Below are 24,434 nucleotides of genomic sequence, written 5' to 3'. Positions count from 1 at the left end.
GTCAATCTAACGCAGGATTTTGGGCGCTAAATCTATTTAAATTCAATGATTTAATTCCAAAATTGCGGGGCGATATGGTGTTGATTTGTGGCCAGAAAACGTGTCCGCCGGGGCCGTGATCCTACGGTTTTTTATCCGCTTGTATCCCTCAAACTCGCTGATAATATGCCCGAGCATGAAAGGATCTCACCATGTTTTTTCGCTTAATCGACGGGTTGAATGAACTTATCGGCCGCGTCATTTCGGTCGTGGCCATCGTGTTTGCGGCGATCATCATTTACGATGTTTTCATGCGCTACGCGATGAATGAGCCGACGCGTTGGGCTTTTGATGTCACCAAAATGATGTACGGGTTCTACTTCGTGCTTTTGGGCGGTTATGCGTTGCGCCACCAAGCGCATGTGCGCGTCGATCTGGTCACCGAAGCTTTGAGCCCCGCCAAGCGCCGTATTGTCGAGGCTCTGGGTTATCTGATCTTCTTCTTCCCCTTCGCTTGGGTGTTCATGACGCGCTCCTACGAGTTCGCGATGCGATCCTACATGCAAGGCGAAACCACGTATGGTTCGGTGCAATTGCCGGTTTATCCGTTGAAAATGGCGATGGCTGTCGCTGCGGCTCTTCTGATGCTGCAAGGGATTTCCGAATTCCTGAAACTGATCTTTGATTATCGTGAGGACGTGCCCAATGGCGCCTGAATATATCGCACTCGCCATGTTCGGCCTTCTTCTGATGGGCCTGTTCATGGGGCATCCCTTGGCATTCGTATTGGGTGGGACGGCGGTTCTGGGCACACTTATTGCCGGTAAACCGATGGTTCTGGGAATCGTGATCAACAGAATTTTCGGGGATGTTCTCGACAACTTCACTTTGATTGCCATTCCTTTGTTCATTTTGATGGCAAGGTTCTTATCCGACAGTGGCGTGACCGATAAAATGTTCGAGTCCCTGCGCCTGATGATGTCAAACGTGCGGGGCGGATTGGCCTTGGCTGTTGTGTTTATCTCGATCCTGCTGGCGGCGACGACGGGCATTATCGGCGCCTCGATCACCGTGATGGGCGTGATGGCACTGCGCCCCATGCTGCAATATGGGTATAGTCCGACGCTCACCACGGGGGTGATTGCGGCCTCCGGATGTTTGGGGATCTTGATTCCGCCGTCGATCATGTTGATCTTGATGGCCAGCTATTCGCCCTTATCGGTGGGAGAATTGTTCGCGGGTGCCATGGTGCCGGGCGTATTGCTTGGGTTGCTCTATGCGGTTTGGGTGGTCGTCGTGGCCATTATTCGCCCCGACATGGCCCCTGCTGTCGAGCCCGACGAGCAAATCAGCAAACCGGCTTTGGCCCGCATGTTGGCCATTGAGGCGGTTCCGCCGCTGGTCTTGATCTTGGGTATCCTTGGGTCGCTCTTGGCGGGGATTGCCACCGCGACCGAAGCTTCGGCCATTGGCGCCGCGCTTGCCTTGGGGATTGTGATCTTGCGTCGCAAATTCACATGGTCCAGCTTTTACGGCGCGATGTTGGAAACCGGTCGGACATCGGCGATGATCTTGTTTATCGTTGTCGGCGCGACGGCCTTTACCGGCGTGTTCAATATTACCGGCGGACTGCGCGCCACGCAGGAAATTATCCGAAGCCTTGATATGGCCCCATGGATGTTGATCACTATGATGTTGTTCATTGTGTTCATTCTTGGTGCATTTCTGGATTGGACAGGCATTGTTTTGCTGTCTTTCCCGATCTTTTTGCCCATCGTACAGGAAATGGATGTCAATCTGTTGTGGTTCGTCGTTCTGATGTCCGTCGTGTTGCAAACATCGTTCCTGACCCCGCCCTTTGGGTATGCACTATTTTACTTGCGCGCGATTGCACCGTCGTCTGTTAAAACGACTCATATCATCGTTGGGGTTTTGCCGTTCATTGGCCTGATCCTGATGATGTGTCTGGCTATAGCCCTGTTCCCGCAACTGGTCACCTGGTTGCCGGAAACCCTGTATACAAAGTAAACTGAGGAGGAATTTCGATGACTAATAAAACAACCGTTCTGGCGGGGGCTGCGCTTGCGGCAGCACTGTCGACACAAGCCTTTGCTCAAGAAACCTGGACTATGACAACGACATGGCCCTCGTCGCTTGAGCTGATCGAAATCGACAGACACTTTGTCGAACTGGCCAACAAGCTGACCGGCGATGACCTGACCATCGATTTTTTTGAAGGCGGGGCACTTGTGCCCGGAGGTGAAGTTTTCGGTGCGGTCGAATCCGGCACCATTCAGGCCGGTGGTGACTGGCCGGGCTATTGGGCTGGTCGCAACTCTGCCTTCTCGCCCTTGGCCACCACGGCCAGCCTGTTCAACGCGGTTGATTACGTCAACTGGATCGAACAATGGGGCGGCGGCGATCTTTACAGCGAGATCTACGGCAAATTCGGTATGGTTTACCTGCCCTATGGTGTGACCAACAATGAATCCGGCTTCCGCACCAACAAGAAGATCGAAACGCTTGAAGACCTGCAAGGCATGCGTTTGCGTCTTTCGGGGCTTGAGCAAGGACGTCTTCTTGAAAACCTCGGTGGCAGCCAAGTTTCCATGGCCGGCGGCGAAATTTATCAATCGCTCGAACGTGGCGTGATCGATGGCGCAGAATTCTCGACACCGAACGTCGATTTCTCCGGTGGCTTCCATCAGGTCACAACCCACTGGGCGACCCCCGGTTGGCACCAATCCGCCTCTGCCTTTGGTGTGATGATCAACAAGGCGGCTTGGGACGCGCTGTCCGAAGAGACGCAGGATGCGCTGAAAATCGCAGCTCAGGCAAACTTGGTCTGGTCGCTCTCCTTCACCGAGAAGCGCGCGACCGAAGCCTACCAGCAGTTCAAAGACGCGGGCATTGAAATCACCCGCTATGACGACGAAACGCTGGCCAAGGTTCAGGAAATGGCCAACGAAGTGATCGAGCAAACCGCTTGCGAGAATCCCGATTCCGCCAAGGTGTATCTGAGCCAGCTCGAGTATCTCGCCGACTACGCCAAATGGCGCGATGCCTCTGCTCCGTTCAACTTGGGCCGCACGCCGAATGGTCCGGACATCGAAAAAATTCGCGCCTGCGTGAATTGATTTGAACCTTATCTCAGTAGGAAAAGGCCCGCAAAATATGCGGGCCTTTTTTATGTCCAAGTTCTAACCCTGCCCGGACAGGGCAAGTGTGGTTTGGGATACCTCCTCTAACTCTGTAGGTGCGGTTTTGCGGATGTGATCTGTGGTAAGAACAAACTGATGCGGGGCGCCACGCCCATGTCCAGCGGGGCGGCGCGCCCTTCCCTCCGCAGAAGAGGAAGACGGCGTGACACTTGCGCAGAGGCACGTCCATTCAAGTTCTCGGTGGGCGCGAATGACGTGTTTAGTGAGTGCCAAAGAAAACGTGCCGCAGATGAGTTTGCATTCTCCGGCGGCATCGACCGGATTTCTCATTGCTCCAAATGGGACAGGCAGCACGCTCTATCCCGTAACTTTCAAAAACTCTTCGATGTTGCGAGGAACACTTTGAGCACCGTTGGCGGTCGCGTCAAAAGTCTGCCCTGTCACATCGACGCGCAGCTTTAGATTTCTATCCGAAGACCGGACAAGAATGGCACCAACCACAAATGCGCGCGCACGTCGCGGCCTTTGGTCGCCGCCGGCAGTGACGTTCAGATCATGGCTCGGCATAGGCTACGGCGCGGATCCTGCCTGACCAACTCAAAGAGCCTGCGAGTCACGACACTTCAAGTCATTGGCCGTGAGTTGAACTTGGATGAAATTGTGGTGCACCCAGTAGGATTCGAACCTACGGCCTCTGCCTTCGGAGGGCAGCGCTCTATCCAGCTGAGCTATGGGTGCCTGCGGCTTCTATATGGGATGATGATGGGCACTGCAATTGCTTTTGACATGATCGCGGATCATGTCGGTTTTACTGGGTTCACTGCTACAACGCCTCGCCTTTTTGTTGACAGGCGGGCGTCATTGCCGGAGCATTAGACCGATTGGTTTAGTAACGGGAGACATGGATGCGACCCTACTCAGCTCCGGCTATGAAGGCCGTATGGCGCAGGGCATCAAAATCCCAAGGGTGCATGGGTTCGTCGGCCCGTGTTCTTGGTGGTGCATGTCGCTGGCGGGCGGCAGTGCCATGCGTAGAACACCGGCTCCGCCCTCTGCGTCGCGGCGTGATCCCAGAAATGGATACAACGAAGGGCGCGCCGATTGCGACGTCTTTGTGCCGTGAGGGAGTTCAGGTAAAGATCATTGCGCAAGAGTTTGATATTTTTGAGAAAATATACCGGACTTGGCCTGTACTCGGGACGTTGCATATCCAATGACGCATTCGCCCTCCTCATCTGCGCATGGCACACCGACCGCCGAGACCGGCGCGCGGCTTTTGCGTGTGGCGGTCACATTGTTCCAACAACGGGGCTATCACGCGGTCGGTTTGGCGCAAATCTTGGCAGAGGCCAAGGCGTCCAAAGGCTCGCTCTACCACCATTTTCCGGGGGGGAAAGTGGACCTTGGGATCGCTGCGATTGACTGGCTGGCGGACTCGATCTTGCGCCCGTTCCGGCGGGCAAAAGAAGACAATCTGTCGGCGCGGGTGTTTCTTGCGCGGCTGTTCAATGGCACGGCCAGTTGGCTCGCCGCAGAGGATTTTTCCCAAGGTGCAATGCTTGCGATGTTGGCGCAGGGTGCGGTAACGGCAGAACCGGAATTAACCGATGCCCTCGATCGCGCCTACACGCGGATCACCATGGCGATGGCGGATTTGCTGCGTGATGCGGGCCTGCCGTCGCTGCGCGCCGATGAGATGGCCTCATTGATTCTCGCGGCCCTCGAAGGCAGCGTCACGCTTGCCCGCGCGCATCAAAGCACCATGCCGCTACAACGTAGCAGCAAGGCGATTGATCGCATATTGGCTGGTGAAGGCCTTGAAATATAACGCCTTTGCGACGCGTTCTAAGGCTGGACTGATCGGTCTAATGGAAAATTCAGGTCGGGTTAGCCCAACAAATCATGGGCCAATTCCAGAGCCTGGACCAATCGGTCCACTTCGTCGCGGGTGTTGTACATCGCAAAGGACGCCCGGCATGTGGCGCTGACCCCGAAATGTTCCATCAGGGGGCCGGCGCAGTGATGCCCTGCCCGCACGGCGACGCCTTTTTTGTCGAGGATGGTGGAAATGTCATGGGCGTGTGCCGCTCCCGCCATCGTAAAGGAAAAGATCGCGGCCTTGCCCTTGGCGGTGCCCTGCAAGGTCAGGAAATTGCGTCCTGACAGGGAGGCGGCGGCATAGCGGGCGAGATCCGCCTCATGGGCGGCAATTGCCTCCATCCCGATGCCCATCATGTAGTCCAAGGCCGCGCCAAAACCGATGGTTTGTACAATACCGGGGGTGCCGGCTTCGAATTTCATCGGTGGGTCGGCGTAGGATACGGAATCCTTGCTCACTTCGCGGATCATATCGCCCCCTCCCATAAAGGGACGCATTTCGGCCATCCGCTCGCGGCGCACGTAAATCGCGCCCGACCCCGAGGGACCATATAATTTATGACCGGTGATCGCATAGAAGTCGCAGCCGATATCGGCAACATTGACGGGCATATGCACCGCGCCTTGACTGCCATCGACGAGAACGGGAATGCCGCGTTTGCGGGCTTCGGTGCAGACGGTTTTCACATCAACAACAGTTCCCAATACATTGGAAAGATGCGTAATTGCGATCAGTTTGGTCTTTGGCGTGATCGCATCAATGATCTTTTGCGCTTCCAGTGAGCCATCCGCTTCGCAGTCGACCCAGTTGATCCGCACACCTTGGCGTTCACGCAGGAAATGCCAAGGCACGATATTGGCATGATGCTCCATCACCGTCAGCAGGATCTCGTCACCGGCGCCAAGGTTCGGCATCGCCCACCCATAAGCGACCATATTGATGGCCTCGGTGGTGCCGGAATTGAGGATGATTTCATTCTCATCCGGCGCGCCAAGGAAGCGCGCGATGGTGCCACGCACGGCTTCGTATTTCTCGGTCGCAATGGTCGACAATGTGTGCAATCCGCGGTGCACATTGGCGTATTCATGGCTATATGCCGTGGTGATCGCGTCGATGACCACCTGCGGTTTTTGGGCCGATGCGCCATTATCAAGATAGGTCAGCGGTTGGCCGTTCACCTCGCGCGAGAGGATGGGAAAATCGGCGCGGATATCTTGGATATTCATCCTGCGAAGCCTTTGTAGAGAGACCCGATTAGGGTCAGGAAGGTGAGTATGCCAAACGCGAGGCCAAAGGTGGTAAACAGCAATGTTGCCACGGCTTGGCCGAGGTTGGCAAAGCCGTGGGCCACCTTTAGGAAATGGAGCGTGATCCAGAGCGTGAGCCCCCAAATCGCGATCAGAGCAAGAGAGGCAATTGCCGGAACGATGTAGAGCAATGCGATGATGACAATCCGGCTGAGCAGCGTGAGCACTTGAATCCAGGTGATTGCTGCGAGGATATCGCCGAAATCCCCGTTGCCGCCGATGATCCGCCCGACCCAATCGAGCAGGAAGATCAATATCACAAAGACCCCGCCCGACATCAACGCCAACATCACCGGTGCATTGAACAGACGAATCATCATTTGCATCTCGTCCGGTTGCAGGGCGTTCGGCGGCGGCGGCGGGGTCAACAGTGTGACAACCAGAACATTCAGCACCACGGTCAGTAAAAAGCCGCTCCACAGAACGTCGCGCGACAGTTTCATCCCGATGATCCGCGCGGCGGCGGCGGACGGATTGGATAAGCTTTGAAAGATAAGCTCTTTGAAAATAGAACTATTCATGGGGTTGGCTTTCCGCTTCAATCAATCCCATAAGCCAAAGACGCAAAAACCCCACAAAGGCAACAAGCCCGACAATTTGCGCGCCGATGTTGCCCTGCATCCCGATGAACCCGGCCACCAATCCGTTGAGCAAGAACAGCGGTGCAGCCGCAAGCAGCGCCCAAAAAAGCGCAAGACGGGCGCTGAAATAGCTGCCCTCACCGCCGAATGCGCGGGCGATCACATGGCTGAGCGCAGCCAAAGCGTAAAGCAGGACCGGCGCAAGGAACATCCATGCGACCCCTGCGCCGGTGAGCCGCCCGCCAAGCGGGATCGACGGATCGAGATGCGCCGCACGCGCCGCGATCGGCCATTGCGCGACCCAAACCATAAGGCAGCCAAGGATCAAGGTGACCAAGGCATGGACCTCATCCGCGCCGATCAACCGGCGGCGAAGCACCGCGCGCGGGGCGCGGTGACTGGCGAGGATGTCGGGGATCAATGCCATCAGCTGCGGCGCCGTTCCAGCCAGGATTCGAGCCGCGCCCCAATCTCGGCAGCCAGCACCGGATCGTCGATCTCATCGACGGCTTCGGCAAGGAAGGAAAGCGTCAAAAGATCGGTGGCCGGCCCTTCGGGCACGCCGCGCGAGCGTAGATAAAACAACGCGTCCTCATCAATCGCGCCAGAGGTGGAGCCATGCGAACAGGCCACGTCATCGGCATAGATTTCCAACTCCGGTTTGGCGAGGAATTGGCTGTCGTCGTCAAGCAAAAGCGATTGGCTGATCTGATAGCCATCGGTTTTCTGCGCGCCATCCTTGACCAAAATCTTACCTTGGAAAACGCCTGTCGCGCCGTTGCGCAGCACTTTCTTGAACACCTGCCGGCTTTCGCAATTCACCGCATCATGGGTGATAAATACCGTGTCGTCATGGTGGAAATCCCCATCGCCAAGCGCCGCACCGGCGACATGGGCAAAGGCATTGTCGCCGGTCAATTCGATCACGCATTCATTGCGCGTCATCACGCCATTGGCCGTCATGGTGAAGCTTTTGAATGTGCTTTCGGTGCCCAAGCGCGCAAAGATATGCGTCGCGGCGCGGCGGTCATGATCCCGGCCTTGGGTGCGCACGTGGTGGAATGATGCCTTATCCGCAATGTCCACTTCGAGCACTTTGTTGAAGCGTGCGGCGGCAGGGCCGTTCTCGAGCAAAGTCAGTTCGGCCCCCTCTTCGACCTTCACGACGTGGTGTAGGATTGCATCGGAAGTCTCTGATTCATGGTGGTAAATCAGGTTGACAGCTTGGGAGGCCTTGCCGGTGACGCGGATCACGATGCCGTCGTTGGCAAAGGCTGTGTTGAGCGCGGCAAGCGGGCGTTCGACCGGCGTTTGACCCTGGGATTCCAAGCTGCCGTAAAGGTCTTTGGCCCAATGAATATCGGTCTGAGTCACATCGCTGAGGCGTTCGAGTGTCACCCCCGCAAGGGTCAAATCATCAGAGGCATTCGCATCAAACACCCCATCCCGAAAGACGATCTTCACGCGTTCAATGGCATCGAATACCGGCGTTTCATCGGTGATAAATGCGGTCGCGGGCACCGGGTCGCTCTGGGTTAACGTGTCGGGGCGGGTGTATTTCCAATACTCGTCGCGCCGCGCCGGAAGGCCCATCGTGGTCAGCCGTGCCAGCGCGTCCTTGCGCAGGCCTGTCGCCCAATCGGCCCCCTTAGGCAGATCGAGGGCGGCGATGCGCGCCTCCGTGGCGGTTTGTTTTTCTGCGGGAGCGCCCATTATGCATGCTCCTCCAACAGATCGGCATAGCCGTTTTGTTCGACCTCAAGCGCCAAGTCCGGCCCGCCGGTTTTGATAATGCGGCCATTGGCCATGATGTGCACCACATCGGGTTTGATATGGTCGAGCAGACGTTGATAGTGCGTGATCACCAAAAAGCTGCGCCCTTCGGACCGCAGTGCATTGACCCCGTCCGACACCAATTTCATCGCATCGACGTCCAAACCGGAATCGGTCTCGTCCAAAATGCACATTTTCGGCTCTAGCATAGCCATCTGCAGGATTTCATTCCGCTTTTTCTCGCCGCCGGAAAACCCGACATTGACCGGGCGTTTGAGCATCTCGGCGTCGATCTTCAGGGTTTTGGCTTTCTCGCGGATCACTTTGAGGAATTCGGCCGCGCTGATTTCCTCTTCGCCGCGGGCCTTGCGCTGTGCGTTCACCGCTGTGCGCAGGAAGGTCATATTGCCGACGCCGGGGATTTCAACCGGGTATTGGAACGCAAGAAAAAGGCCCAAGGCCGCGCGCTCTTCGGGATCCATGTCGAGCAGATCCTCGCCGTCGAGTGTCGCAGTGCCGCCGGTGACCTCATATCCGTCCTTGCCCGAAAGCACATAAGACAGCGTTGATTTGCCCGATCCGTTCGGCCCCATGATTGCATGGACTTCGCCCGCCCCAATGGTCAGATCGACGCCTTTGAGAATTTGCTTGTCTTCGTCTTCAAGTTTGACCTGTAGGTTTTTGATTTCCAACATTTTATCTTCCTTTGTCCTGTCTCGGGCGCGCGCCCGTATCTTTGTCCGGTTTGGGCCTTAGGGCCGCGACATCATTTCTACGATTTGCAAGAGCCGTTCTGCTGGCACTGCCATCGGGATAATTTCGAACCGCGCCATGCGGCCGGTGTAACTGGGCGTGCCGAAATACTCTTCGACAACGTGGTATTGTTTGCGCCGCTGGTAATCGTCAAACAGCAATGTAACCGGTTTTTGAGTGCGAAATCCGGTGGCCAACGCACAGCCAACGCGGAAGCGACCATCGACCAAAACCACGTCAGGGGCGCGAAACGTCTTGAGATCCCAAACCTCCAGAGGATAGCGGGCATAGCGGTCCCATGCTTTGGCGGTGCGCGGGAAGCCCCATTCTTTTGTCGGCCCGACATCGGACCAAATTACATCCACTTCGGTGCCCTTGGCGGGCGGGTTCTGTGCCAGGTATCCGCGCATCATCTGCGCCCATTCGAGATCACTTTCGACCGAAAACACCAGTTTGTCAGGTAACTGCGCGGCCAAAACCGTGCTGCCGCCAGAGCCATATTCCAAAATAACGTCCGCCGCCGTGTAGAGCTCACGCACCAATTCGGCCTCTGCCTCGGGCAGAGTCAATTCAGGGCGCGGAATGCGCTCTTGGGCGGCGGGCACGGTCATGCGCCTTGCCCTGTTACGCGGCGGGCCGGTGTCATGCGATCACCACTGCCGTGCCAGAGGCCGAAACCATCAACATCGAATTCCCGACCACTTCGTAATCGAGATCCACGCCGACCACGGCATTGGCCCCCAAGTCTGCCGCACGTTGTTGCAATTCGTCGATCGCCGTCTCGCGTGCATCGGCCAGTTTGCTTTCATAGGCGCCCGACCGGCCGCCGATGATATCGGTGATTCCGGCGAAGAGATCACGCACCACATTGGCCCCCATGATCGCCTCACCGACAACGATACCTTTGTAATCGGTGATTTTGTAACCTTCGATGGTGTTGGTCGTGGTGGTGATCATGATGCGCTCCTGTGCGGCGTTTACCGAAACGTAATCGTTGAAGGACGTGGCTTAACCCACGGATCCCTCAAGAGAAATCGCAACCAATTGCTGCGCTTCCATGGCGAATTCCATTGGCAGGGCCTGCAACACATCCTTGCAAAACCCGTTGACGACCAAGGCAACGGCCTCTTCTTCGTCCATGCCGCGGGCGCGGCAATAGAAGAGTTGCTCGTCATCGACCTTGGATGTTGTGGCCTCATGTTCGACGCGCGCAGAATTGTTTTTGACCTCAATATAGGGCACCGTATGCGCCCCGCATTTGTCGCCGATCAAAAGACTGTCGCATTGGGTGTAATTGCGGGCATTCTTGGCCTTGGGGTGCATCGACACAAGCCCGCGATAGGTGTTTTGCGCGCGGCCTGCCGAGATGCCCTTGGAGACGATTCGGCTTTTGGTGTCGCGACCCAGATGGATCATTTTGGTGCCGGTGTCGGCCTGCTGCATATTGTTGGCGATGGCGATGGAGTAAAACTCGCCTTGGCTCTCATTGCCGCGCAGGATGCAGGATGGATATTTCCACGTCACAGCAGAGCCGGTTTCGACCTGCGTCCACATGACTTTGGCACGGTCACCACGGCAATCGGCGCGTTTGGTGACGAAATTATAGATCCCGCCAATGCCGTTTTCATCGCCCGGATACCAGTTTTGCACCGTGGAGTATTTCACCTCGGCGTCTTCTTCGATGATGATCTCGACCACGGCGGCATGCAATTGCGCAACGTCGCGTTTCGGCGCGGTGCAGCCCTCAAGATAGCTCACATAGGAGCCTTTGTCGGCGATGATCAAGGTGCGTTCAAATTGTCCTGTATTCTCGGCGTTGATACGGAAATAAGTCGAAAGCTCCATCGGGCAGCGCACGCCGGGCGGCACATAGACGAAAGAGCCGTCGGAGAAGACCGCCGAGTTCAGCGTCGCGTAAAAATTGTCCGACACCGGAACGACGCTGCCGAGGTATTTCTTCACCAATTCGGGATGCTCGCGGATGGCTTCGGAGATCGAGCAAAAGATCACGCCCGCCTTTTTCAATTCCGCCTGAAAGGTGGTGCCGACCGAAACGCTGTCGAAAACCGCGTCCACGGCGACCTTACGGCCTTCGGCGGGGATGTCTTCGGCGCCTTCGACCCCTGCCAAAATCATTTGTTCTTTCAATGGGATGCCAAGCTTGGCATAGGTCGCCAGCAATTTCGGATCGACCTCGTCCAAGGATTTTGGCTTCACTTCCATGCTTTTTGGACGGGCATAGTAATATTGCTTTTGGAAGTCGATTTCGGGATAATCGACCATGGCCCAATCGGGCTCGGTTTTAGTGAGCCAGCGTTTGAACGCCTCAAGACGCCATTCAAGCATCCATTCGGGTTCTTCGTTCTTCGACGAGATCAGCCGCACGATATCCTCATTGAGGCCCATCGGCGCGTAATCCATTTCGATGTCGGTTTCCCAACCGTATTTATAGGCGCCGCCAACCTCGCGTACCGCGTCCACGGTTTCCTGATCGACGCCGTCCTTAACCTCGGGTTTGTCCTGAATGGTCATCTCGTTGGTCCTGTTCGCGTTTTGGCCCGCATCGGCGGGCGGTGTCTTCTTTGTGGGCCTTTTGGCCCTCGTCGGTTCCGAGGGCAAGCCTCGTTTCGTGCCACGGGCACAGCAGATCCTATGCGGCGCGCGCGCGGAATTTGTTATGCGCGGCAAGCCACGCGGCGGCAAAGGCGTCAATCTCGGCCTCGGTGGTTTGCGGGCCAAGAGAGACGCGAATGGCGCTGGCCGCGTCGCTCTCGCTATAGCCCATCGAAAGCAGCACGCGGCTGGCTTTGACCTTACCGGACGAACACGCGCTGCCTGCGCTGATCGCGAAACCGGCCAAATCCATTTGCATCACTTGCGTTTCCCCCTTCCAACCAGGGGTCAAAAGGCAAGAGGTGTTGGGCAAACGTTTTTCTTTTGCCCCGATACAGATAGTGTCCTGCGCGCCTTGTGCAATGGCCTTTTCCAAACGGTCACGCAGGGTTGAAACGCGGCTCCAGACGCCCTGCTCCAAATCGCGTTGGGCGGCTTCGGCGGCGGCGCCGAAACCGGCAATTCCGATGATATTTTCTGTGCCGGACCGGCGGCCCATTTCCTGTCCGCCGCCTTTGATCTGAGCGGCGATGTCAGTGCCCCGTTTGACCACCAAAGCGCCGATGCCCTTTGGACCGCCAAGCTTATGCGCCGAAATCAGCGCCATTGTGCAGCCGGCCCAATTAAAGGCGACGGGCAGTTTGCCGAACCCTTGGGTCATATCAGACAGGGCAAGCCCCTCCGGCAGGGTTTGCAAAATACCGGTTTCGGAATTTGCGATTTGCAACGTGCTGTTTGCAGGTTTGCTGACAGTAACGATCCCGTTGGCATTGCAGGGTAAATCACCGGTGGACCAAGCCAGAACCGCATCATGCTCAATGCCGGCACTTTGCAAGGCAGTACCGGCCATCGCCAATGCGGCGGCTTCTGTGGCGCTTGAGGTGAAAATCACATCATTGCCATCGGCACCAAAGGCGCTGGCAATTTGCGCGCGGGCTTTTTCGACCAATGATTTGGCGGCGCGGCCTTCGGCATGCACAGATGACGGATTCCCGCACAGGTCCATCGCCGCGCTCATTGCGGCGCGCGCCTCCTCTCGTAGAGGCGTTGTTGCGTTATAATCCAAATAGATACGGGTCATTCTTCATCCACAACGTCAAACAGGTTGGGCACCGCAGGGCATGGCGCCAACCCGTTGCCGACCACATCAGACAGGCGCGCTTGGTGCAAGTAGACATAGACATGGGCTGAGAGCCCTTGCCAAAGCCGGTTGGTCACCGATTGCGCACGGCTTCCTGACAAGCCGCCCGAGGCGCCCGCGCCCTTGTGCATGGCATCAATCGACTCGTCCACTGCGGCCAAAACGTCGACGACACGAATTTCGGAAGACGGCCGCGACAGCCGGTATCCGCCCCCCGGCCCGCGCACCGAGGCCACCAATCCGGCGCGGCGCAACTTGACGAAAAGCTGTTCCAAATAGGGGAGCGAAATATCCTGCCGCTTGGAGATATCCCCAAGCGTGACGAGCGCATCGGCGGGTTGTAGCGCAATATCGGCCAGCGCAACCATAGCATATCGGCCTTTGGTGCTAAGTTTCATCGATGCGCCCCCCTAAAAAGCGCTGAATTGATTGACCTTTCGAACGGCAGGCCTTATTTCGCCTACACTCAGGCTGTTCTTATTCGGTCTGTTTAGAATAGTTCTAAGGTGCCCTACCGAATTCGTCAAGAATTTAGACGGCCCTACCGTTGGAGACAAGGACAGGCAATGCCCGAGGTGATTTTTCCCGGCCCTGAAGGGCGACTAGAAGGCCGTTATCACCCCCAAAAGGAAAAGGACGCACCGATCGCAATCGTGTTGCATCCGCATCCTCAATTTGGTGGCACGATGAACAACAAGGTGGTCTACAACCTGCACTACGCCTTTTATAATATGGGCTTTACCGTGCTGCGGTTCAATTTCCGCGGCGTTGGTCGTAGTCAGGGCGAATATGATCAGGGCGTCGGTGAATTGTCCGATGCGGCCTCGGCGCTCGATTACCTGCAATCGATGAACAACAATTCGAAACATTGCTGGGTGGCCGGGTTTTCATTCGGCGCATGGATCGGCATGCAATTGTTGATGCGCCGCCCCGAAATCACCGGTTTTGTGTCGGTCTCGCCGCCCGCAAATATGTATGATTTTTCCTTCCTCGCGCCCTGCCCTGCGTCGGGTTTGATCATCAACGGCACCGCTGATCGTGTTGCGCCGCCGGCTGATACGACGGCTTTGGTCAATAAGCTGCACGAGCAAAAAGGCATCACCATCACCCATCAGGAAATCGAGGGATCGGGGCATTTCTTTGAAGAGCCGCACCTTGATACGATGATTGGCAATACGACCGATTATGTGAAACGTCGTTTGACGGAAAGCAGCAGGTAAACCGATGGATCGGCTGTTAATTCTCGCGGATGATCTTGCGCAGGATGTGATCGAAGCGACGGAAGTTTTGGGCGATGATACGTTGATTGAGCACATCAACAAAATGCTCGAAGCCTCCTCTAGCACCATGCAAGAGGCTTATATGTCTTCGGTCCGGGCGCGCCGTGCGGAAACCCGCGCGCGGGCGTTTTTGGAAGCCCGGTTGCGTAAGGCTGCCGCCGAGCTTGAAGCACAAGCCAAGGGCGGAGGCGACGCGTCGCTATGAAATTGCCCCCACAGGGCGCCGCGCGTATCGAAGCGCAGATGGCGTTTTTGTGTGAGGTTGACCGGCTTAAATCCGTGGTGCGGGCGACGACGCTCTGCGATGGATCTCGGCGTGAAAACTCCGGCGAACACAGTTGGCACATTGCTCTTTATGCGATGACACTGGCCGAACATGCTGCGGCGGATGTCGATATCAATCGCGTGATCAAGATGTTGCTTTTGCATGACATTGTTGAGATCGACAGCGGCGATAACCCGATTTTCGGGGCGGCGGACCAATCGGCGGTCGAGGCCAAAGAAGACGCGGCCGCCTTGCGAATTTTTGGCCTTCTGCCTGCCGAACAATCGCATGAATTCATCACGCTATGGCGCGAATTTGAAGCTGCAAAGACGCCGGATGCAGTGTTTGCAAAGTCTCTTGATCGGTTCCAGCCGCCCAATCAGAACCTCGCCTCCGGCGGGGGCAGTTGGATCGAATATGACGTTAGCTTCGAGACCATAGAAGCGCGCGTCGGCTCCAAGGTCGCGCGCGGTGCGCCCCGGCTTTGGGCCTATATCAAGCCGAAAATCCAAAACTGGTTCGCGCAGAACCGCTAGGCTCTACTTGGCTGCCTTGCGTTTGGTCTCTTCCGCGACCTTGACCGCAAGATCGCGGGCGATGGAAAACGCACCTTTGATCTTGTCGCTGTCCTTGACCCAATCCCGGCGCACCACGATTTTGTTTTCCTTAACCTTGGCCATGCCGCGTTGCTCGTTGATGAACTCCACCAAGCCCTGTGGTGAGGCGAATTTGTCATTATGGAACTGGATCGTCGCGCCCTTGGGTCCGCCATCCAATCGCGCAATTCCGGCGCGTTTGCACATTTCCTTGATACGAACAATGAGCAGCAAGGTATTGACCTCTTTGGGCATTTTGCCAAACCTGTCGATTAACTCGGCGGCAAATCCTTCCATTTCAACTTTGCCCTGCAAACCGGACAGACGGCGATACAGACCAAGGCGCACATCAAGATCAGGCACATATTTTTCCGGGATCATCACCGGCACGTTGAGGTTGATGTTGGGCGACCACGTGTCGCTCTCGTCGGTGAGGGCATCCATATCGCCGGACCGGATCCGCGCGATCATGTCTTCGAGCATGGATTGATAAAGTTCGTACCCCACATCGCGCATCTGGCCCGATTGCTCTTCGCCCAAAAGGTTCCCTGCGCCGCGAATGTCCAAATCCTGACTGGCCAAAGTAAAGCCGGCGCCAAGGGTGTCGAGGCTGCCCAAAACGCGCAGACGTTTTTCGGCGGCAGGCGTCAATTTTTGCCGCGGCTTGGTGGTCAAATAGGCATAGGCGCGGGTTTTCGAACGCCCCACGCGGCCCCGGATTTGGTAAAGTTGGCTCAGCCCGAACATATCCGAGCGATGCACGATCATGGTATTGGCCGTCGGTATATCGAGGCCGGATTCGACAATCGTCGTGGCCAAAAGCACATCATATTTGCCGTCATAAAAGGCGTTCATCCGGTCATCAAGCTCGCCTGCGGCCATCTGCCCGTGCGCAATAATCACCGAAACTTCGGGGACCTGATCGCGTAAAAAGGCTTCGATTTCGGGCAGGTCCGAGATCCGAGGCACCACATAGAAACTTTGCCCGCCGCGATAATGTTCGCGCAATAGCGCCTCGCGGATGGTGACAGCGTCAAATTCGCTGACATAGGTGCGAATGGCCAAACGGTCGACAGGCGGCGTGCCGATGATCGACAGGTCACGCACGCCGGACAAGGACAATTGCAGCGTGCGCGGGATCGGCGTCGCGGTCAGGGTTAGCACATGGATGTCTGATCGCATCTGCTTGAGCCGCTCTTTATGCGCGACACCGAAATGTTGCTCTTCGTCGATGATCAACAGACCGAGGTTCTCAAACCGCATATTCTTGGCCAAAACCGCATGGGTGCCGACGACGATGTCGACCTGCCCACGGGCCAAACCTTCGCGGGTTTTGGCGGCGTCTTTTGCACTCACAAAACGTGATAAGGGGCTGACATTGATGGGGAAACCACGAAATCTTTCGGCGAAGCTCTTGTAATGTTGGCGCGCCAACAAGGTCGTGGGGGCGATCACCGCGACCTGCACGCCGGACATGGCCGCAGCAAAGGCAGCGCGCATCGCCACTTCGGTTTTGCCAAAGCCGACGTCGCCGCATATCAGCCGGTCCATTGGTTGCCCGCTGGTCAGATCGGCCATGACATCCTCAATCGCGCTGAGCTGGTCGTCGGTTTCGGTATAGGGGAAACGGGCCGAGAATTCTTCCCATGCGTGGTGCGGCGCCTCCAAGGCAGGCGCACGGCGCAGGGCGCGTTCGGCCGCGACACGGATCAACCGTTTCGCGATCTCACGAATACGCTCTTTGAGGCGGGCTTTCTTGGCCTGCCACGCACCGCCGCCGAGTTTGTCCAACATGCCCTCGTCATGGCCATATTTCGACAACAGTTCGATATTCTCGACAGGCAGGTAAAGCTTTGAGCTTTCGGCATATTCGAGCGTGAGGCATTCATGCGCCGCGCCAATGGCGGTGATTACATCAAGACCCAGATACCGGCCGACACCGTGATCGACATGAACGACAAGATCACCGGGGCTCAGCGATTGTGCTTCGGTGAGGAAATTCTCGGCGCGGCGTTTCTTGCGCGGGGCGCGGATCAACCGATCGCCGAGCACGTCCTGCTCTGCGATGACGGTCATGCCGCCCGCCTCATACCCCGTTTCTAGCGCCCAAACCGCAAGATGTAGCCCGTGTTTGCCGATGCGGCCGGCATTGGCGACCGTGACCGCGCCGCGAAGGCCTTCGTCTTCGAGAAGCCCTTCGAGACGCTCGCGTGCCCCTTCGGAATAGGAGGCGACCAAAACCGGACCGGAGTCGAGTTTTACGTTAATATGGTCTTTTAATGCGCTAAAAAGGCTTACGTTTTCTTGCAACCGTTCGGGCGCGAAACTGCGCCCGATGCGGCCACCTGCATCAATCACATTCGGGCCGGAGGCCTGTGGCAGCGGCGAGAATCGCAAGAGCCGTTTGGCGGCAACGGCCTTTTGCCATGCGGCATCATTCATATAGAGCAGATCGGGCGGCACCGGTTTATAGACGCTGTCGCCGCGGCGTTTGCCTTCAAAAGCGATTTTGCGGGTCTCGTATTGGTCCGCGACGCTGTCCCAACGGGCGATGCGGGCCGCATCGAGTTGATCATCAAGCGTGATGCTGGCATCGGGCATATAGTCGAACAGCGTTTCGAGCCGCTCATGGAAAAACGGCAACCAATGCTCAACGCCCTGATGTTTGCGCCCTGCCGAGACAGCCTCATATAGCGGATCATCGGTGCCCGCCGCACCAAATTCGATCCGGTAACTTTGCCGAAAACGGGTGATGGCGGCCTCATCGAGGATCACCTCGGAAACGGGCGCCAATTCGATCCCGTCGAGTTTTTCGGTGGTGCGTTGATTGGCGGCATCGAACCGGCGCGCGCCGTCCAATGTATCGCCAAAAAGATCAAGCCGCACCGGTCCCTGTTCGCCCGGTGCATAGATATCAATAATGCCGCCGCGAATGGCGTAATCACCGGGTTCCAATACTGTGGGCGCTTGGGAAAACCCCATGCGGGCCAAGAAGTTACGCAGAGCTTTTTCGTCGATACGGGCACCCACGCGGGCGGTAAAGGCGGCCTCACGCAACACGTCGCGGGCGGGAATATATTGCGTTGCGGCATTGAGCGTGGTCAGCAGGACGAATTGCGCCGGCATCGCATGAGTGAGCCCCGCAAGAACCGCCATACGCGCGGCGGAAATATCGGCGTTGGGCGACACCCGGTCATAGGGCAGGCAATCCCAACTCGGGAATTCAAGCACCGGCATTTCGGGGGCAAAAAACGCCAAGGCGGCGCGCATTGCCGCCATACGTTTGTCGTCGCGGGCGATGTGCAAGACCGGCGCGCCACGTTTGTCGATCTCGTCGAGAATCAATCGCGCGTCATAGCCCTCAGGGGCACCGCCGACCTTGATATGTTGGGTCTCGCTCATATGGGGTCTTTGCTGGGTCTGGCGATTATAACGCGCCGAGGTTGAGGTTTTGCAGCATTCCAAATAGGGCGGTTACGAAAATGGCAACCATGCCGATGGCCTGCGTCGCAATCCGGTGCAGATGCAGGCGGCGGTAGAGGTCATGCCCGGTCAAAGCCCGCCGGTCGATGGCGCGGGCGGTATAGACGCTCAGCAGGCCGACGATGGACACCGGGAAGGCCAAAAGAAACACCGCTTGGGCAAACTCATTGGCGTAGACAAAGGCCAAAAGCGCCAGAGTTGTCATCACAAAGAAAGCAAAGCCGGTGATCAAAAGTCCAGACACTTCAGAGATATAGAGGATGCGGTTGACGTTGATGCGCACCATGGATTCGAAATCACTCAAGGCATCGCCACCTTTGCGGCGTGCCCGCATCGCCAAATCCCACGGCACACCCAATACATAATGGCTGGCCGAGGACCAAACCACGGCCAACGCAATCCAATACCACAGGTTTGAAAAACTGCGCATATCGATCAATTCAAAGACAGTTTGGTGCAGATCCAAAGGGGTGACCTTATGCTCGTGCCGCATTCGGGTGGGCGGAAGGGCGCGCATTTTGCGCATTTCTTCCTGTCATAGCGGCGTGGCGCGGCAATTCCTAGACTTGTGATGGTGGAAATTCCGTGGCACCTGTTGATCTTGCGTCATTGAGGAGCCCGATCATGCGTCCGAGCCAAGCCCCCTTCCCGCTCACCCGTTTGCGCCGCACCCGTCAAAGTGCCGCGTTGCGCGCGCTTGTGCGTGAAAATGAACTGAGCGTCGGGGATTTGATTTGGCCGGTGTTTGTGCGCGACGGCGAGAATGTCGAAGAGCCGGTTGCCTCGATGCCGGGGGTGATGCGTTGGTCGGTGGATCGTGTTGTCGAAGCGGCCAAAGAGGCGCATGATTTGGGCGTCGGCTGTATTTGTCTTTTCCCCTATACCGGCCGCGACAAACGCACCGCCGATTGCGCCGAAGCATGGAATCCCGAGAACCTGTCGAACCGCGCGACTCGGGCGATCAAATCCGCCCTGCCGGACATGGCGGTGATGACTGATGTCGCGCTTGATCCCTATTCCGATACCGGTCACGACGGGTTTGTTGTGGACGGCGAAATCATCAATGACGAAACGGTCGAAGCCTTGGTCAAACAGGCAATGGCGCAGGCCGAATCCGGCGTCGATATCATCGGCCCTTCGGATATGATGGACGGACGTATCCGTGCCATTCGGCACGCTTTGGAGGCCGCAGACCACCGCAATGTGATGTTGCTGAGCTATGCGGCGAAATATGCCTCGGCGTTTTACGGCCCGTTCCGCGATGCGGTTGGTGCATCGGGGGCGTTGAAAGGCGATAAGAAAACCTATCAAATGGATCCGGCCAATAGCGACGAAGCGCTGCGTTTGGTTGAACGGGATTTGTCCGAAGGTGCCGATATGGTGATGGTCAAACCCGGCATGCCGTATCTGGATATCTGCCGCCGTGTCAAAGATGCCTTTGGCGCGCCGACCTTTGCGTATCAGGTGTCCGGCGAATATGCACAAATCATGGCCGCCGCGCAAAACGGTTGGATCGACCAAGAGCGTGCGATGATGGAAAGTCTGATGTGTTTTAAACGTGCCGGATGCGATGGGGTTCTGACCTATTTCGCGCCCGCTGCGGCCCGAATTTTGGGCGGCGCTTAACGCGCGGGATCCCGCGCATCTTAGGGGAGGTGTTTTGTGATAGTGACAGGCCTGCGCGTCTAGGGTATGGTTCGCGATAATGACATGCCCACAAGAGGCATGCACCAACCCAAGATTTAGTTGAGGCACAGCACAATGACACAACTTTCCAGACGCAGCTTTACGCTCGCGGCGCTTTCGGGGGTCGGATTGACCGCCTGCGGCAATGGCGTCGGCTCTTCGGGCGCCGAAAAGGTCGACGCGCGGGTCGATGCGACCTTAAACCATATGTATAGCCGTTATCCGAACACCGTCGATTTGGCGAATAAGTCCACCGGCATGTTGGTGATGCCCGTGGTCACAGAAGCCGGTTTCGGCTTTGGTGGCGGGTATGGGCGCGGCGCTTTGCGTGTGGGTGGCGTGACGGTCGATTATTACTCTGCAACCAAGGGCAGCTTTGGATTGCAGATCGGCGCGCAGCAATACGCGCATGTGCTGTTCTTCATGACCAATGATGCCTTGATGGGCTTTCGCCGTAGTCAGGGATGGGCTGCCGGCGCGGATGTGGAATATGTCTTTAATGATCGCGGCGAGAACGTCAAAGCCGAAACCACCACTTCGCTTGCGCCGATTGTGGCGATTGTTTTCGGGCAGGCCGGATTGCATGTCGGGGCGACCGTCGAAGGCATCAAATATACGCGGATCATCCCGTAAAACCGGGCTTGAATGTGATTTTCAAAGGCGTGCCAGGATTGGCGCGCCTTTTTGCATTTTGATGCGGGGCGGTTTTCGCCCCTGTCCCAAATTAGTTTTCTATAAAAACAGCAGGTTATCCCCCTATCGGTGCGGGAGTATGCTCGTGGTGGTCTCTACCATTGCACCCTATATCCTGCCTCTGTTATAACATGTTCAACAAAATATAGTGACCTCGCAAAGAACGGGCCAGAAACGTGAACGACACGCCGCAATCCCCTGAAAACGAAGACGAAAAACCGCCCCAGCGGCCTGCTTATTCTGGCCCGAGCATTTCGATCACGCAGGAGATGAAAACCTCCTACCTCGATTATGCCATGTCGGTCATCGTCAGCCGTGCCATTCCCGATCTTCGCGATGGGTTGAAACCTGTGCATCGCCGCATCCTTTATGCGATGCATGAGGTCGGCAACAGCCATGACAAACCCTACCGCAAATCCGCGCGCCCCGTTGGCGATGTGATGGGTAAATATCACCCGCATGGCGACTCCGCGATCTATGACGCATTGGTGCGTATGGCGCAGGATTTTTCGATGTCTTTGCCGTTGCTGGACGGGCAAGGCAACTTTGGCTCCATGGATGGCGATAACGCTGCGGCGATGCGTTATACCGAAGTGCGGATGGACAAACCCGCCGCCTTCATGTTGCAAGACATCGACAAGGATACCATTGATTTTCAAGACAACTATGACGGCAAAGACCGCGAACCGACAGTGCTTCCGGCGCGGTTCCCGAATATGCTGGTCAATGGTGCCGGTGGTATCGCGGTCGGCATGGCGACCAATATTCCGCCGCATAATCTGGGCGAAGTGATCGACGCGACGCTGGCCTTGATTGTCGATCCGGACCTGACGTCAGAGCAGTTGATCGATTATGTGCCCGGCCCCGATTTTCCGACCGGCGGTGTGATGCTGGGCCGGACCGGCGCGCGCAAGGCTTATCTTGAAGGGCGCGGTTCGGTCGTGATCCGCGCGAAAACCCGCGTCGAGGAATTGCGCAAGGACCGCTATGCGATCGTCGTCGACGAGATTCCCTATCAGGTGAACAAAGCCACGATGATCGAAAAAATCGCTGAACAAGTACGCGATAAAAAGATCGAAGGCGTCGCCCATGTGCAGGATGAAAGCGACCGCAATGGCGTGCGTGTCGTGGTCGAATTGAAACGCGACGCGACCCCCGATGTGGTGCTCAACCAACTGTATCGTTTCACCCCGATGCAAACCTATTTCGGTTGCAATATGCTGGCGCTGAATGGCGGGCGGCCGGAACAATTGACCCTGCGCCGGTTCCTGACCTGCTTTATTGATTTTCGCGAAGACGTCGTGGCGCGCCGCACCGCCTATCTGTTGCGCAAGGCCCGTGAACGCAGCCACATTCTATGCGGCTTGGCGGCGGCGGTCACCAATGTGGACGAGGTCGTTGCAACCATTCGTGCCTCTGCCGATGCGGCCGAAGCGCGCGAGCGATTGATGACACGCCGTTGGCCGGCGGCAGAAATTGCCGAATATATTCAATTGATTGACGATCCGACCCACCGGATGAATGATGATGGAACCTATAATCTGTCGGAAATTCAAGCCCGCGCCATTCTTGAACTGCGCTTGCAACGTCTGACCCAGATTGGCGTCAAGGAAGTCACCGACGAGTTGAAAGACCTTGCGTTGAAAATTCGCGAGTATCTCGACATTCTCGGGTCGCGCGAACGGATCATGAGCATCATCGCAGACGAGTTGAAAGAGGTGCGCGACCTTTTTGCCGTGCCGCGCCGTACGACCATCGTCGATTGGTCCGGCGATATGGACGACGAAGACCTGATCGAGCGTGAAGATATGGTCGTGACCGTGACCTCCGGCGGCTATATCAAACGCACGCCTCTGGCCGATTTCCGCGCACAACGCCGCGGCGGCAAAGGCGTGTCCGGCATGCAAACCAAAGAAGAAGACGTGGTCACCACGTTGTTTGTCGCAAATACCCATACGCAACTGTTGTTCTTCACCACCGAAGGCATGGTGTATAAATTGAAAACTTGGCGCTTGCCGCTTGGGGGGCGCACCGCCAAAGGCAAGGCCGTGGTCAATATCCTGCCCATTCCGACGGGCGTTTCCGTGGCGGCGATCATGCCGATTGATGCGCCCGAAGAAGAATGGGCCGATCTGCAGGTGGTGTTCGCCACCACCGGCGGCGATGTGCGCCGCAATGCGCTTTCGGATTTCACCAACGTTAAATCCAACGGCAAGATTGCAATGAAGTTGCCCGAAGGGATCGAGCTTGTGGATGTGCGCACCTGTAGCGAGGAGGATGACGTTATGCTCGTCACCGACAGCGGTCGCGCGATCCGTTTTGCTGCCACGGATGTGCGGGTGTTCAAGGGCCGCGATTCCACCGGTGTGCGCGGTATCCGCCTCAATGGCGAGGATCGCGTTGTCTCTATGTCGGTGATCCGTCACTTTGACGCCACTTCCGAAGAGCGGCAGGCGTATTTGAAAAAACGCCGTGCAATTGCAGGGTTGGCGGATGATGTTGATGTGTCGGACGAAGAAGACACCGGCGTCGAAGCCTCCATCACGCAAGAACGCTATGCGGAGATGTCGGCCGCAGAGAATCTGCTTTTGACCATCACTTCGGGCGGCGCGGGTAAGCTCAGCTCCTCGCATGACTATCCGGTGCGCGGGCGTGGCGGTATGGGGGTGACGGCGATGGACAAGGCGATGCGCGGCGGTGCGCTGATTGCCTCCTTCCCGGTTGAGCTGGAGGACCAGATCATGCTCGCCACCTCCAAAGGCCAATCGATCCGTGTGCCGGTCGAAGGCATCTCCTTCCGCTCTCGGTCGGCGGGCGGTGTGCGGGTGTTTAACACTGGCAAGGGCGAAACTGTGGTGTCGGTGGCACGCATCGCCGATCAAGGTGAGGAAGACGATCAGGCGGATGGCCAAGAGATCTTTGATGGGGATGGTGAGGCGCCAGAAAGCTAAAGCGCCGCTTTCGAGAGGCTGATTTCCCCACTGCGGGCGCGATTGCGCGGCTGCGGTGGGGGCGGATCACCCCCAGAGCCTCCCCGCAGTGGCCCCGCGCAGCGCAGGTCATATCTTCCGGGTTTGGGCTGTTCCGTTTCGGACCCGACTGCCATCAAGACTCGGCCGCCACCAATATGGGCCGGCCTGACCGTTCTATCGCGTCTCTTTTTGGTAGATTTCAGATGTCGCCACAGACCGCGCATCGCCCCCCGATTTACGGTGCTTGGGGGCGATGGATCCACTTTAAGAAT

At 57.0% G+C, this 24,434-nt stretch carries 22 protein-coding genes and 1 tRNA gene; 10 read left to right on the top strand and 13 right to left on the bottom strand.

Annotated features, from left to right (window positions below; translation table 11 throughout):
* Positions 1 to 191 precede the first annotated feature (191 nt).
* From DI396_RS04690 to dctP, 3 genes are read left to right on the top strand one after another with little or no spacing between them, the layout of a single operon-like run.
* A complete protein-coding gene (locus DI396_RS04690; protein ID WP_110795033.1) occupies positions 192 to 695 on the top strand; it encodes a TRAP transporter small permease subunit in 504 nt (167 codons plus the stop codon).
* The gene (locus DI396_RS04685; RefSeq protein WP_204362793.1) at positions 685 to 2,007 is read left to right on the top strand and encodes a TRAP transporter large permease; all 1,323 of its coding nucleotides are present in this window, start codon (positions 685 to 687) and stop codon (positions 2,005 to 2,007) included. Before DI396_RS04690 ends, DI396_RS04685 begins: the two co-directional genes overlap by 11 nt.
* A 17-nt stretch (positions 2,008 to 2,024) precedes the next feature.
* On the top strand, positions 2,025 to 3,116 hold the full coding sequence (dctP, locus tag DI396_RS04680; RefSeq protein ID WP_110795032.1) for a TRAP transporter substrate-binding protein DctP: 1,092 nt from the start codon (positions 2,025 to 2,027) through the stop codon (positions 3,114 to 3,116).
* Positions 3,117 to 3,801: 685 nt separating this feature from the next.
* Here dctP and DI396_RS04670 read toward each other — a convergent pair.
* Positions 3,802 to 3,878: transfer RNA gene (locus DI396_RS04670), tRNA-Arg, on the bottom strand.
* A gap of 475 nt (positions 3,879 to 4,353) precedes the next feature.
* On the opposite strand from DI396_RS04670, the gene DI396_RS04665 reads away from it, so the two are divergent.
* Positions 4,354 to 4,968 carry a TetR/AcrR family transcriptional regulator gene (locus DI396_RS04665; protein WP_110795030.1) on the top strand — a complete coding sequence of 205 codons (615 nt, stop codon included), beginning with the start codon at positions 4,354 to 4,356 and terminating at the stop codon, positions 4,966 to 4,968.
* Positions 4,969 to 5,027: 59 nt separating this feature from the next.
* Here DI396_RS04665 and DI396_RS04660 read toward each other — a convergent pair whose 3' ends face one another.
* The 10 genes from DI396_RS04660 to iscR all read right to left on the bottom strand — a co-directional run bounded on the left by DI396_RS04660 (position 5,028) and on the right by iscR (position 13,585).
* On the bottom strand, positions 5,028 to 6,245 hold the full coding sequence (locus DI396_RS04660; protein WP_110795029.1) for a cysteine desulfurase: 1,218 nt from the start codon (positions 6,243 to 6,245) through the stop codon (positions 5,028 to 5,030).
* Entirely contained in the window at positions 6,242 to 6,847 is a 606-nt protein-coding gene (locus DI396_RS04655) for a YIP1 family protein (RefSeq protein ID WP_110795028.1), read from the bottom strand. The genes DI396_RS04660 and DI396_RS04655 overlap by 4 nt, the downstream gene beginning before the upstream one ends.
* Entirely contained in the window at positions 6,840 to 7,334 is a 495-nt protein-coding gene (locus DI396_RS04650; protein WP_110795027.1) for a YIP1 family protein, read from the bottom strand. Before DI396_RS04650 ends, DI396_RS04655 begins: the two co-directional genes overlap by 8 nt.
* Positions 7,334 to 8,620 (bottom strand): Fe-S cluster assembly protein SufD, encoded by a 1,287-nt coding sequence (gene sufD, locus DI396_RS04645; protein WP_110795026.1) that lies wholly within the window; start codon positions 8,618 to 8,620, stop codon positions 7,334 to 7,336. Before sufD ends, DI396_RS04650 begins: the two co-directional genes overlap by 1 nt.
* The gene (gene sufC, locus DI396_RS04640) at positions 8,620 to 9,375 is read right to left on the bottom strand and encodes a Fe-S cluster assembly ATPase SufC (RefSeq protein WP_110795025.1); all 756 of its coding nucleotides are present in this window, start codon (positions 9,373 to 9,375) and stop codon (positions 8,620 to 8,622) included. Before sufC ends, sufD begins: the two co-directional genes overlap by 1 nt.
* A 57-nt stretch (positions 9,376 to 9,432) precedes the next feature.
* Positions 9,433 to 10,044: a hypothetical protein gene (locus DI396_RS04635; protein ID WP_110795024.1), complete on the bottom strand. Its 612-nt coding sequence runs from the start codon at positions 10,042 to 10,044 to the stop codon at positions 9,433 to 9,435.
* A 31-nt stretch (positions 10,045 to 10,075) separates the two neighbouring features.
* Positions 10,076 to 10,390 carry a heavy metal-binding domain-containing protein gene (locus tag DI396_RS04630; protein ID WP_110795023.1) on the bottom strand — a complete coding sequence of 105 codons (315 nt, stop codon included), beginning with the start codon at positions 10,388 to 10,390 and terminating at the stop codon, positions 10,076 to 10,078.
* A 51-nt stretch (positions 10,391 to 10,441) separates the two neighbouring features.
* Complete coding sequence (gene sufB / locus DI396_RS04625; protein WP_110795022.1) at positions 10,442 to 11,965, bottom strand: Fe-S cluster assembly protein SufB; 1,524 nt, start codon at positions 11,963 to 11,965, stop codon at positions 10,442 to 10,444.
* A gap of 118 nt (positions 11,966 to 12,083) precedes the next feature.
* Positions 12,084 to 13,127: a cysteine desulfurase family protein gene (locus DI396_RS04620; protein WP_110795021.1), complete on the bottom strand. Its 1,044-nt coding sequence runs from the start codon at positions 13,125 to 13,127 to the stop codon at positions 12,084 to 12,086.
* The gene (gene iscR, locus DI396_RS04615) at positions 13,124 to 13,585 is read right to left on the bottom strand and encodes a Fe-S cluster assembly transcriptional regulator IscR (RefSeq protein WP_110795020.1); all 462 of its coding nucleotides are present in this window, start codon (positions 13,583 to 13,585) and stop codon (positions 13,124 to 13,126) included. Before iscR ends, DI396_RS04620 begins: the two co-directional genes overlap by 4 nt.
* Positions 13,586 to 13,753: 168 nt before the next feature.
* Here iscR and DI396_RS04610 point away from each other — a divergent pair, with 168 nt between their 5' ends.
* The 3 genes from DI396_RS04610 to DI396_RS04600 are packed head-to-tail and all read left to right on the top strand — an operon-like array spanning position 13,754 to position 15,268.
* Positions 13,754 to 14,407, top strand: a complete 654-nt coding sequence (locus DI396_RS04610) for an alpha/beta hydrolase (protein WP_110795019.1) — start codon at positions 13,754 to 13,756, stop codon at positions 14,405 to 14,407.
* A 4-nt stretch (positions 14,408 to 14,411) separates the two neighbouring features.
* Positions 14,412 to 14,672 (top strand): hypothetical protein, encoded by a 261-nt coding sequence (locus tag DI396_RS04605; protein ID WP_110795018.1) that lies wholly within the window; start codon positions 14,412 to 14,414, stop codon positions 14,670 to 14,672.
* Positions 14,669 to 15,268 carry an HD domain-containing protein gene (locus tag DI396_RS04600; RefSeq protein ID WP_110795017.1) on the top strand — a complete coding sequence of 200 codons (600 nt, stop codon included), beginning with the start codon at positions 14,669 to 14,671 and terminating at the stop codon, positions 15,266 to 15,268. The genes DI396_RS04605 and DI396_RS04600 overlap by 4 nt, the downstream gene beginning before the upstream one ends.
* Positions 15,269 to 15,271: 3 nt before the next feature.
* Here the strand turns inward: DI396_RS04600 and mfd are convergent, their stop codons facing one another.
* Entirely contained in the window at positions 15,272 to 18,730 is a 3,459-nt protein-coding gene (mfd, locus tag DI396_RS04595; RefSeq protein WP_110795016.1) for a transcription-repair coupling factor, read from the bottom strand.
* A 25-nt stretch (positions 18,731 to 18,755) separates the two neighbouring features.
* The gene (locus DI396_RS04590) at positions 18,756 to 19,277 is read right to left on the bottom strand and encodes a component of SufBCD complex (RefSeq protein WP_110795363.1); all 522 of its coding nucleotides are present in this window, start codon (positions 19,275 to 19,277) and stop codon (positions 18,756 to 18,758) included.
* 158 nt (positions 19,278 to 19,435) lie between these two features.
* On the opposite strand from DI396_RS04590, the gene hemB reads away from it, so the two are divergent.
* The 3 genes from hemB (at position 19,436) to gyrA (ending at position 24,141) form a co-directional block, all read left to right on the top strand.
* The gene (hemB, locus tag DI396_RS04585; protein ID WP_110795015.1) at positions 19,436 to 20,437 is read left to right on the top strand and encodes a porphobilinogen synthase; all 1,002 of its coding nucleotides are present in this window, start codon (positions 19,436 to 19,438) and stop codon (positions 20,435 to 20,437) included.
* A gap of 135 nt (positions 20,438 to 20,572) precedes the next feature.
* On the top strand, positions 20,573 to 21,130 hold the full coding sequence (locus tag DI396_RS04580) for a lipid-binding SYLF domain-containing protein (protein ID WP_110795014.1): 558 nt from the start codon (positions 20,573 to 20,575) through the stop codon (positions 21,128 to 21,130).
* A 236-nt stretch (positions 21,131 to 21,366) separates the two neighbouring features.
* Positions 21,367 to 24,141 carry a DNA gyrase subunit A gene (gyrA, locus tag DI396_RS04575; RefSeq protein ID WP_110795013.1) on the top strand — a complete coding sequence of 925 codons (2,775 nt, stop codon included), beginning with the start codon at positions 21,367 to 21,369 and terminating at the stop codon, positions 24,139 to 24,141.
* Positions 24,142 to 24,434 lie beyond the last annotated feature (293 nt).

The organism is Litorivita pollutaquae, from assembly GCF_003205515.1.
Classification (GTDB): domain Bacteria; phylum Pseudomonadota; class Alphaproteobacteria; order Rhodobacterales; family Rhodobacteraceae; genus Litorivita; species Litorivita pollutaquae.
This window is presented reverse-complemented; position numbering and strand designations above follow the sequence as displayed.

What these genes read in the sequence shown, in the direction of transcription:
- DI396_RS04690 (WP_110795033.1), top strand. Translation starts at nt 192, where the DNA reads ATGTTTTTTCGCTTAATCGACGGGTTGAATGAACTTATCGGCCGCGTC.
- DI396_RS04650 (WP_110795027.1), bottom strand. Translation starts at nt 7,334, where the DNA reads ATGGCATTGATCCCCGACATCCTCGCCAGTCACCGCGCCCCGCGCGCG.
- dctP (WP_110795032.1), top strand. Translation starts at nt 2,025, where the DNA reads ATGACTAATAAAACAACCGTTCTGGCGGGGGCTGCGCTTGCGGCAGCA.
- DI396_RS04580 (WP_110795014.1), top strand. Translation starts at nt 20,573, where the DNA reads ATGACACAACTTTCCAGACGCAGCTTTACGCTCGCGGCGCTTTCGGGG.
- iscR (WP_110795020.1), bottom strand. Translation starts at nt 13,585, where the DNA reads ATGAAACTTAGCACCAAAGGCCGATATGCTATGGTTGCGCTGGCCGAT.
- mfd (WP_110795016.1), bottom strand. Translation starts at nt 18,730, where the DNA reads ATGAGCGAGACCCAACATATCAAGGTCGGCGGTGCCCCTGAGGGCTAT.
- DI396_RS04635 (WP_110795024.1), bottom strand. Translation starts at nt 10,044, where the DNA reads ATGACCGTGCCCGCCGCCCAAGAGCGCATTCCGCGCCCTGAATTGACT.
- DI396_RS04600 (WP_110795017.1), top strand. Translation starts at nt 14,669, where the DNA reads ATGAAATTGCCCCCACAGGGCGCCGCGCGTATCGAAGCGCAGATGGCG.
- DI396_RS04630 (WP_110795023.1), bottom strand. Translation starts at nt 10,390, where the DNA reads ATGATCACCACCACGACCAACACCATCGAAGGTTACAAAATCACCGAT.
- DI396_RS04605 (WP_110795018.1), top strand. Translation starts at nt 14,412, where the DNA reads ATGGATCGGCTGTTAATTCTCGCGGATGATCTTGCGCAGGATGTGATC.
- sufB (WP_110795022.1), bottom strand. Translation starts at nt 11,965, where the DNA reads ATGACCATTCAGGACAAACCCGAGGTTAAGGACGGCGTCGATCAGGAA.
- sufC (WP_110795025.1), bottom strand. Translation starts at nt 9,375, where the DNA reads ATGTTGGAAATCAAAAACCTACAGGTCAAACTTGAAGACGAAGACAAG.
- DI396_RS04660 (WP_110795029.1), bottom strand. Translation starts at nt 6,245, where the DNA reads ATGAATATCCAAGATATCCGCGCCGATTTTCCCATCCTCTCGCGCGAG.
- DI396_RS04620 (WP_110795021.1), bottom strand. Translation starts at nt 13,127, where the DNA reads ATGACCCGTATCTATTTGGATTATAACGCAACAACGCCTCTACGAGAG.
- DI396_RS04665 (WP_110795030.1), top strand. Translation starts at nt 4,354, where the DNA reads ATGACGCATTCGCCCTCCTCATCTGCGCATGGCACACCGACCGCCGAG.
- DI396_RS04655 (WP_110795028.1), bottom strand. Translation starts at nt 6,847, where the DNA reads ATGAATAGTTCTATTTTCAAAGAGCTTATCTTTCAAAGCTTATCCAAT.
- hemB (WP_110795015.1), top strand. Translation starts at nt 19,436, where the DNA reads ATGCGTCCGAGCCAAGCCCCCTTCCCGCTCACCCGTTTGCGCCGCACC.
- sufD (WP_110795026.1), bottom strand. Translation starts at nt 8,620, where the DNA reads ATGGGCGCTCCCGCAGAAAAACAAACCGCCACGGAGGCGCGCATCGCC.
- DI396_RS04610 (WP_110795019.1), top strand. Translation starts at nt 13,754, where the DNA reads ATGCCCGAGGTGATTTTTCCCGGCCCTGAAGGGCGACTAGAAGGCCGT.
- DI396_RS04685 (WP_204362793.1), top strand. Translation starts at nt 685, where the DNA reads ATGGCGCCTGAATATATCGCACTCGCCATGTTCGGCCTTCTTCTGATG.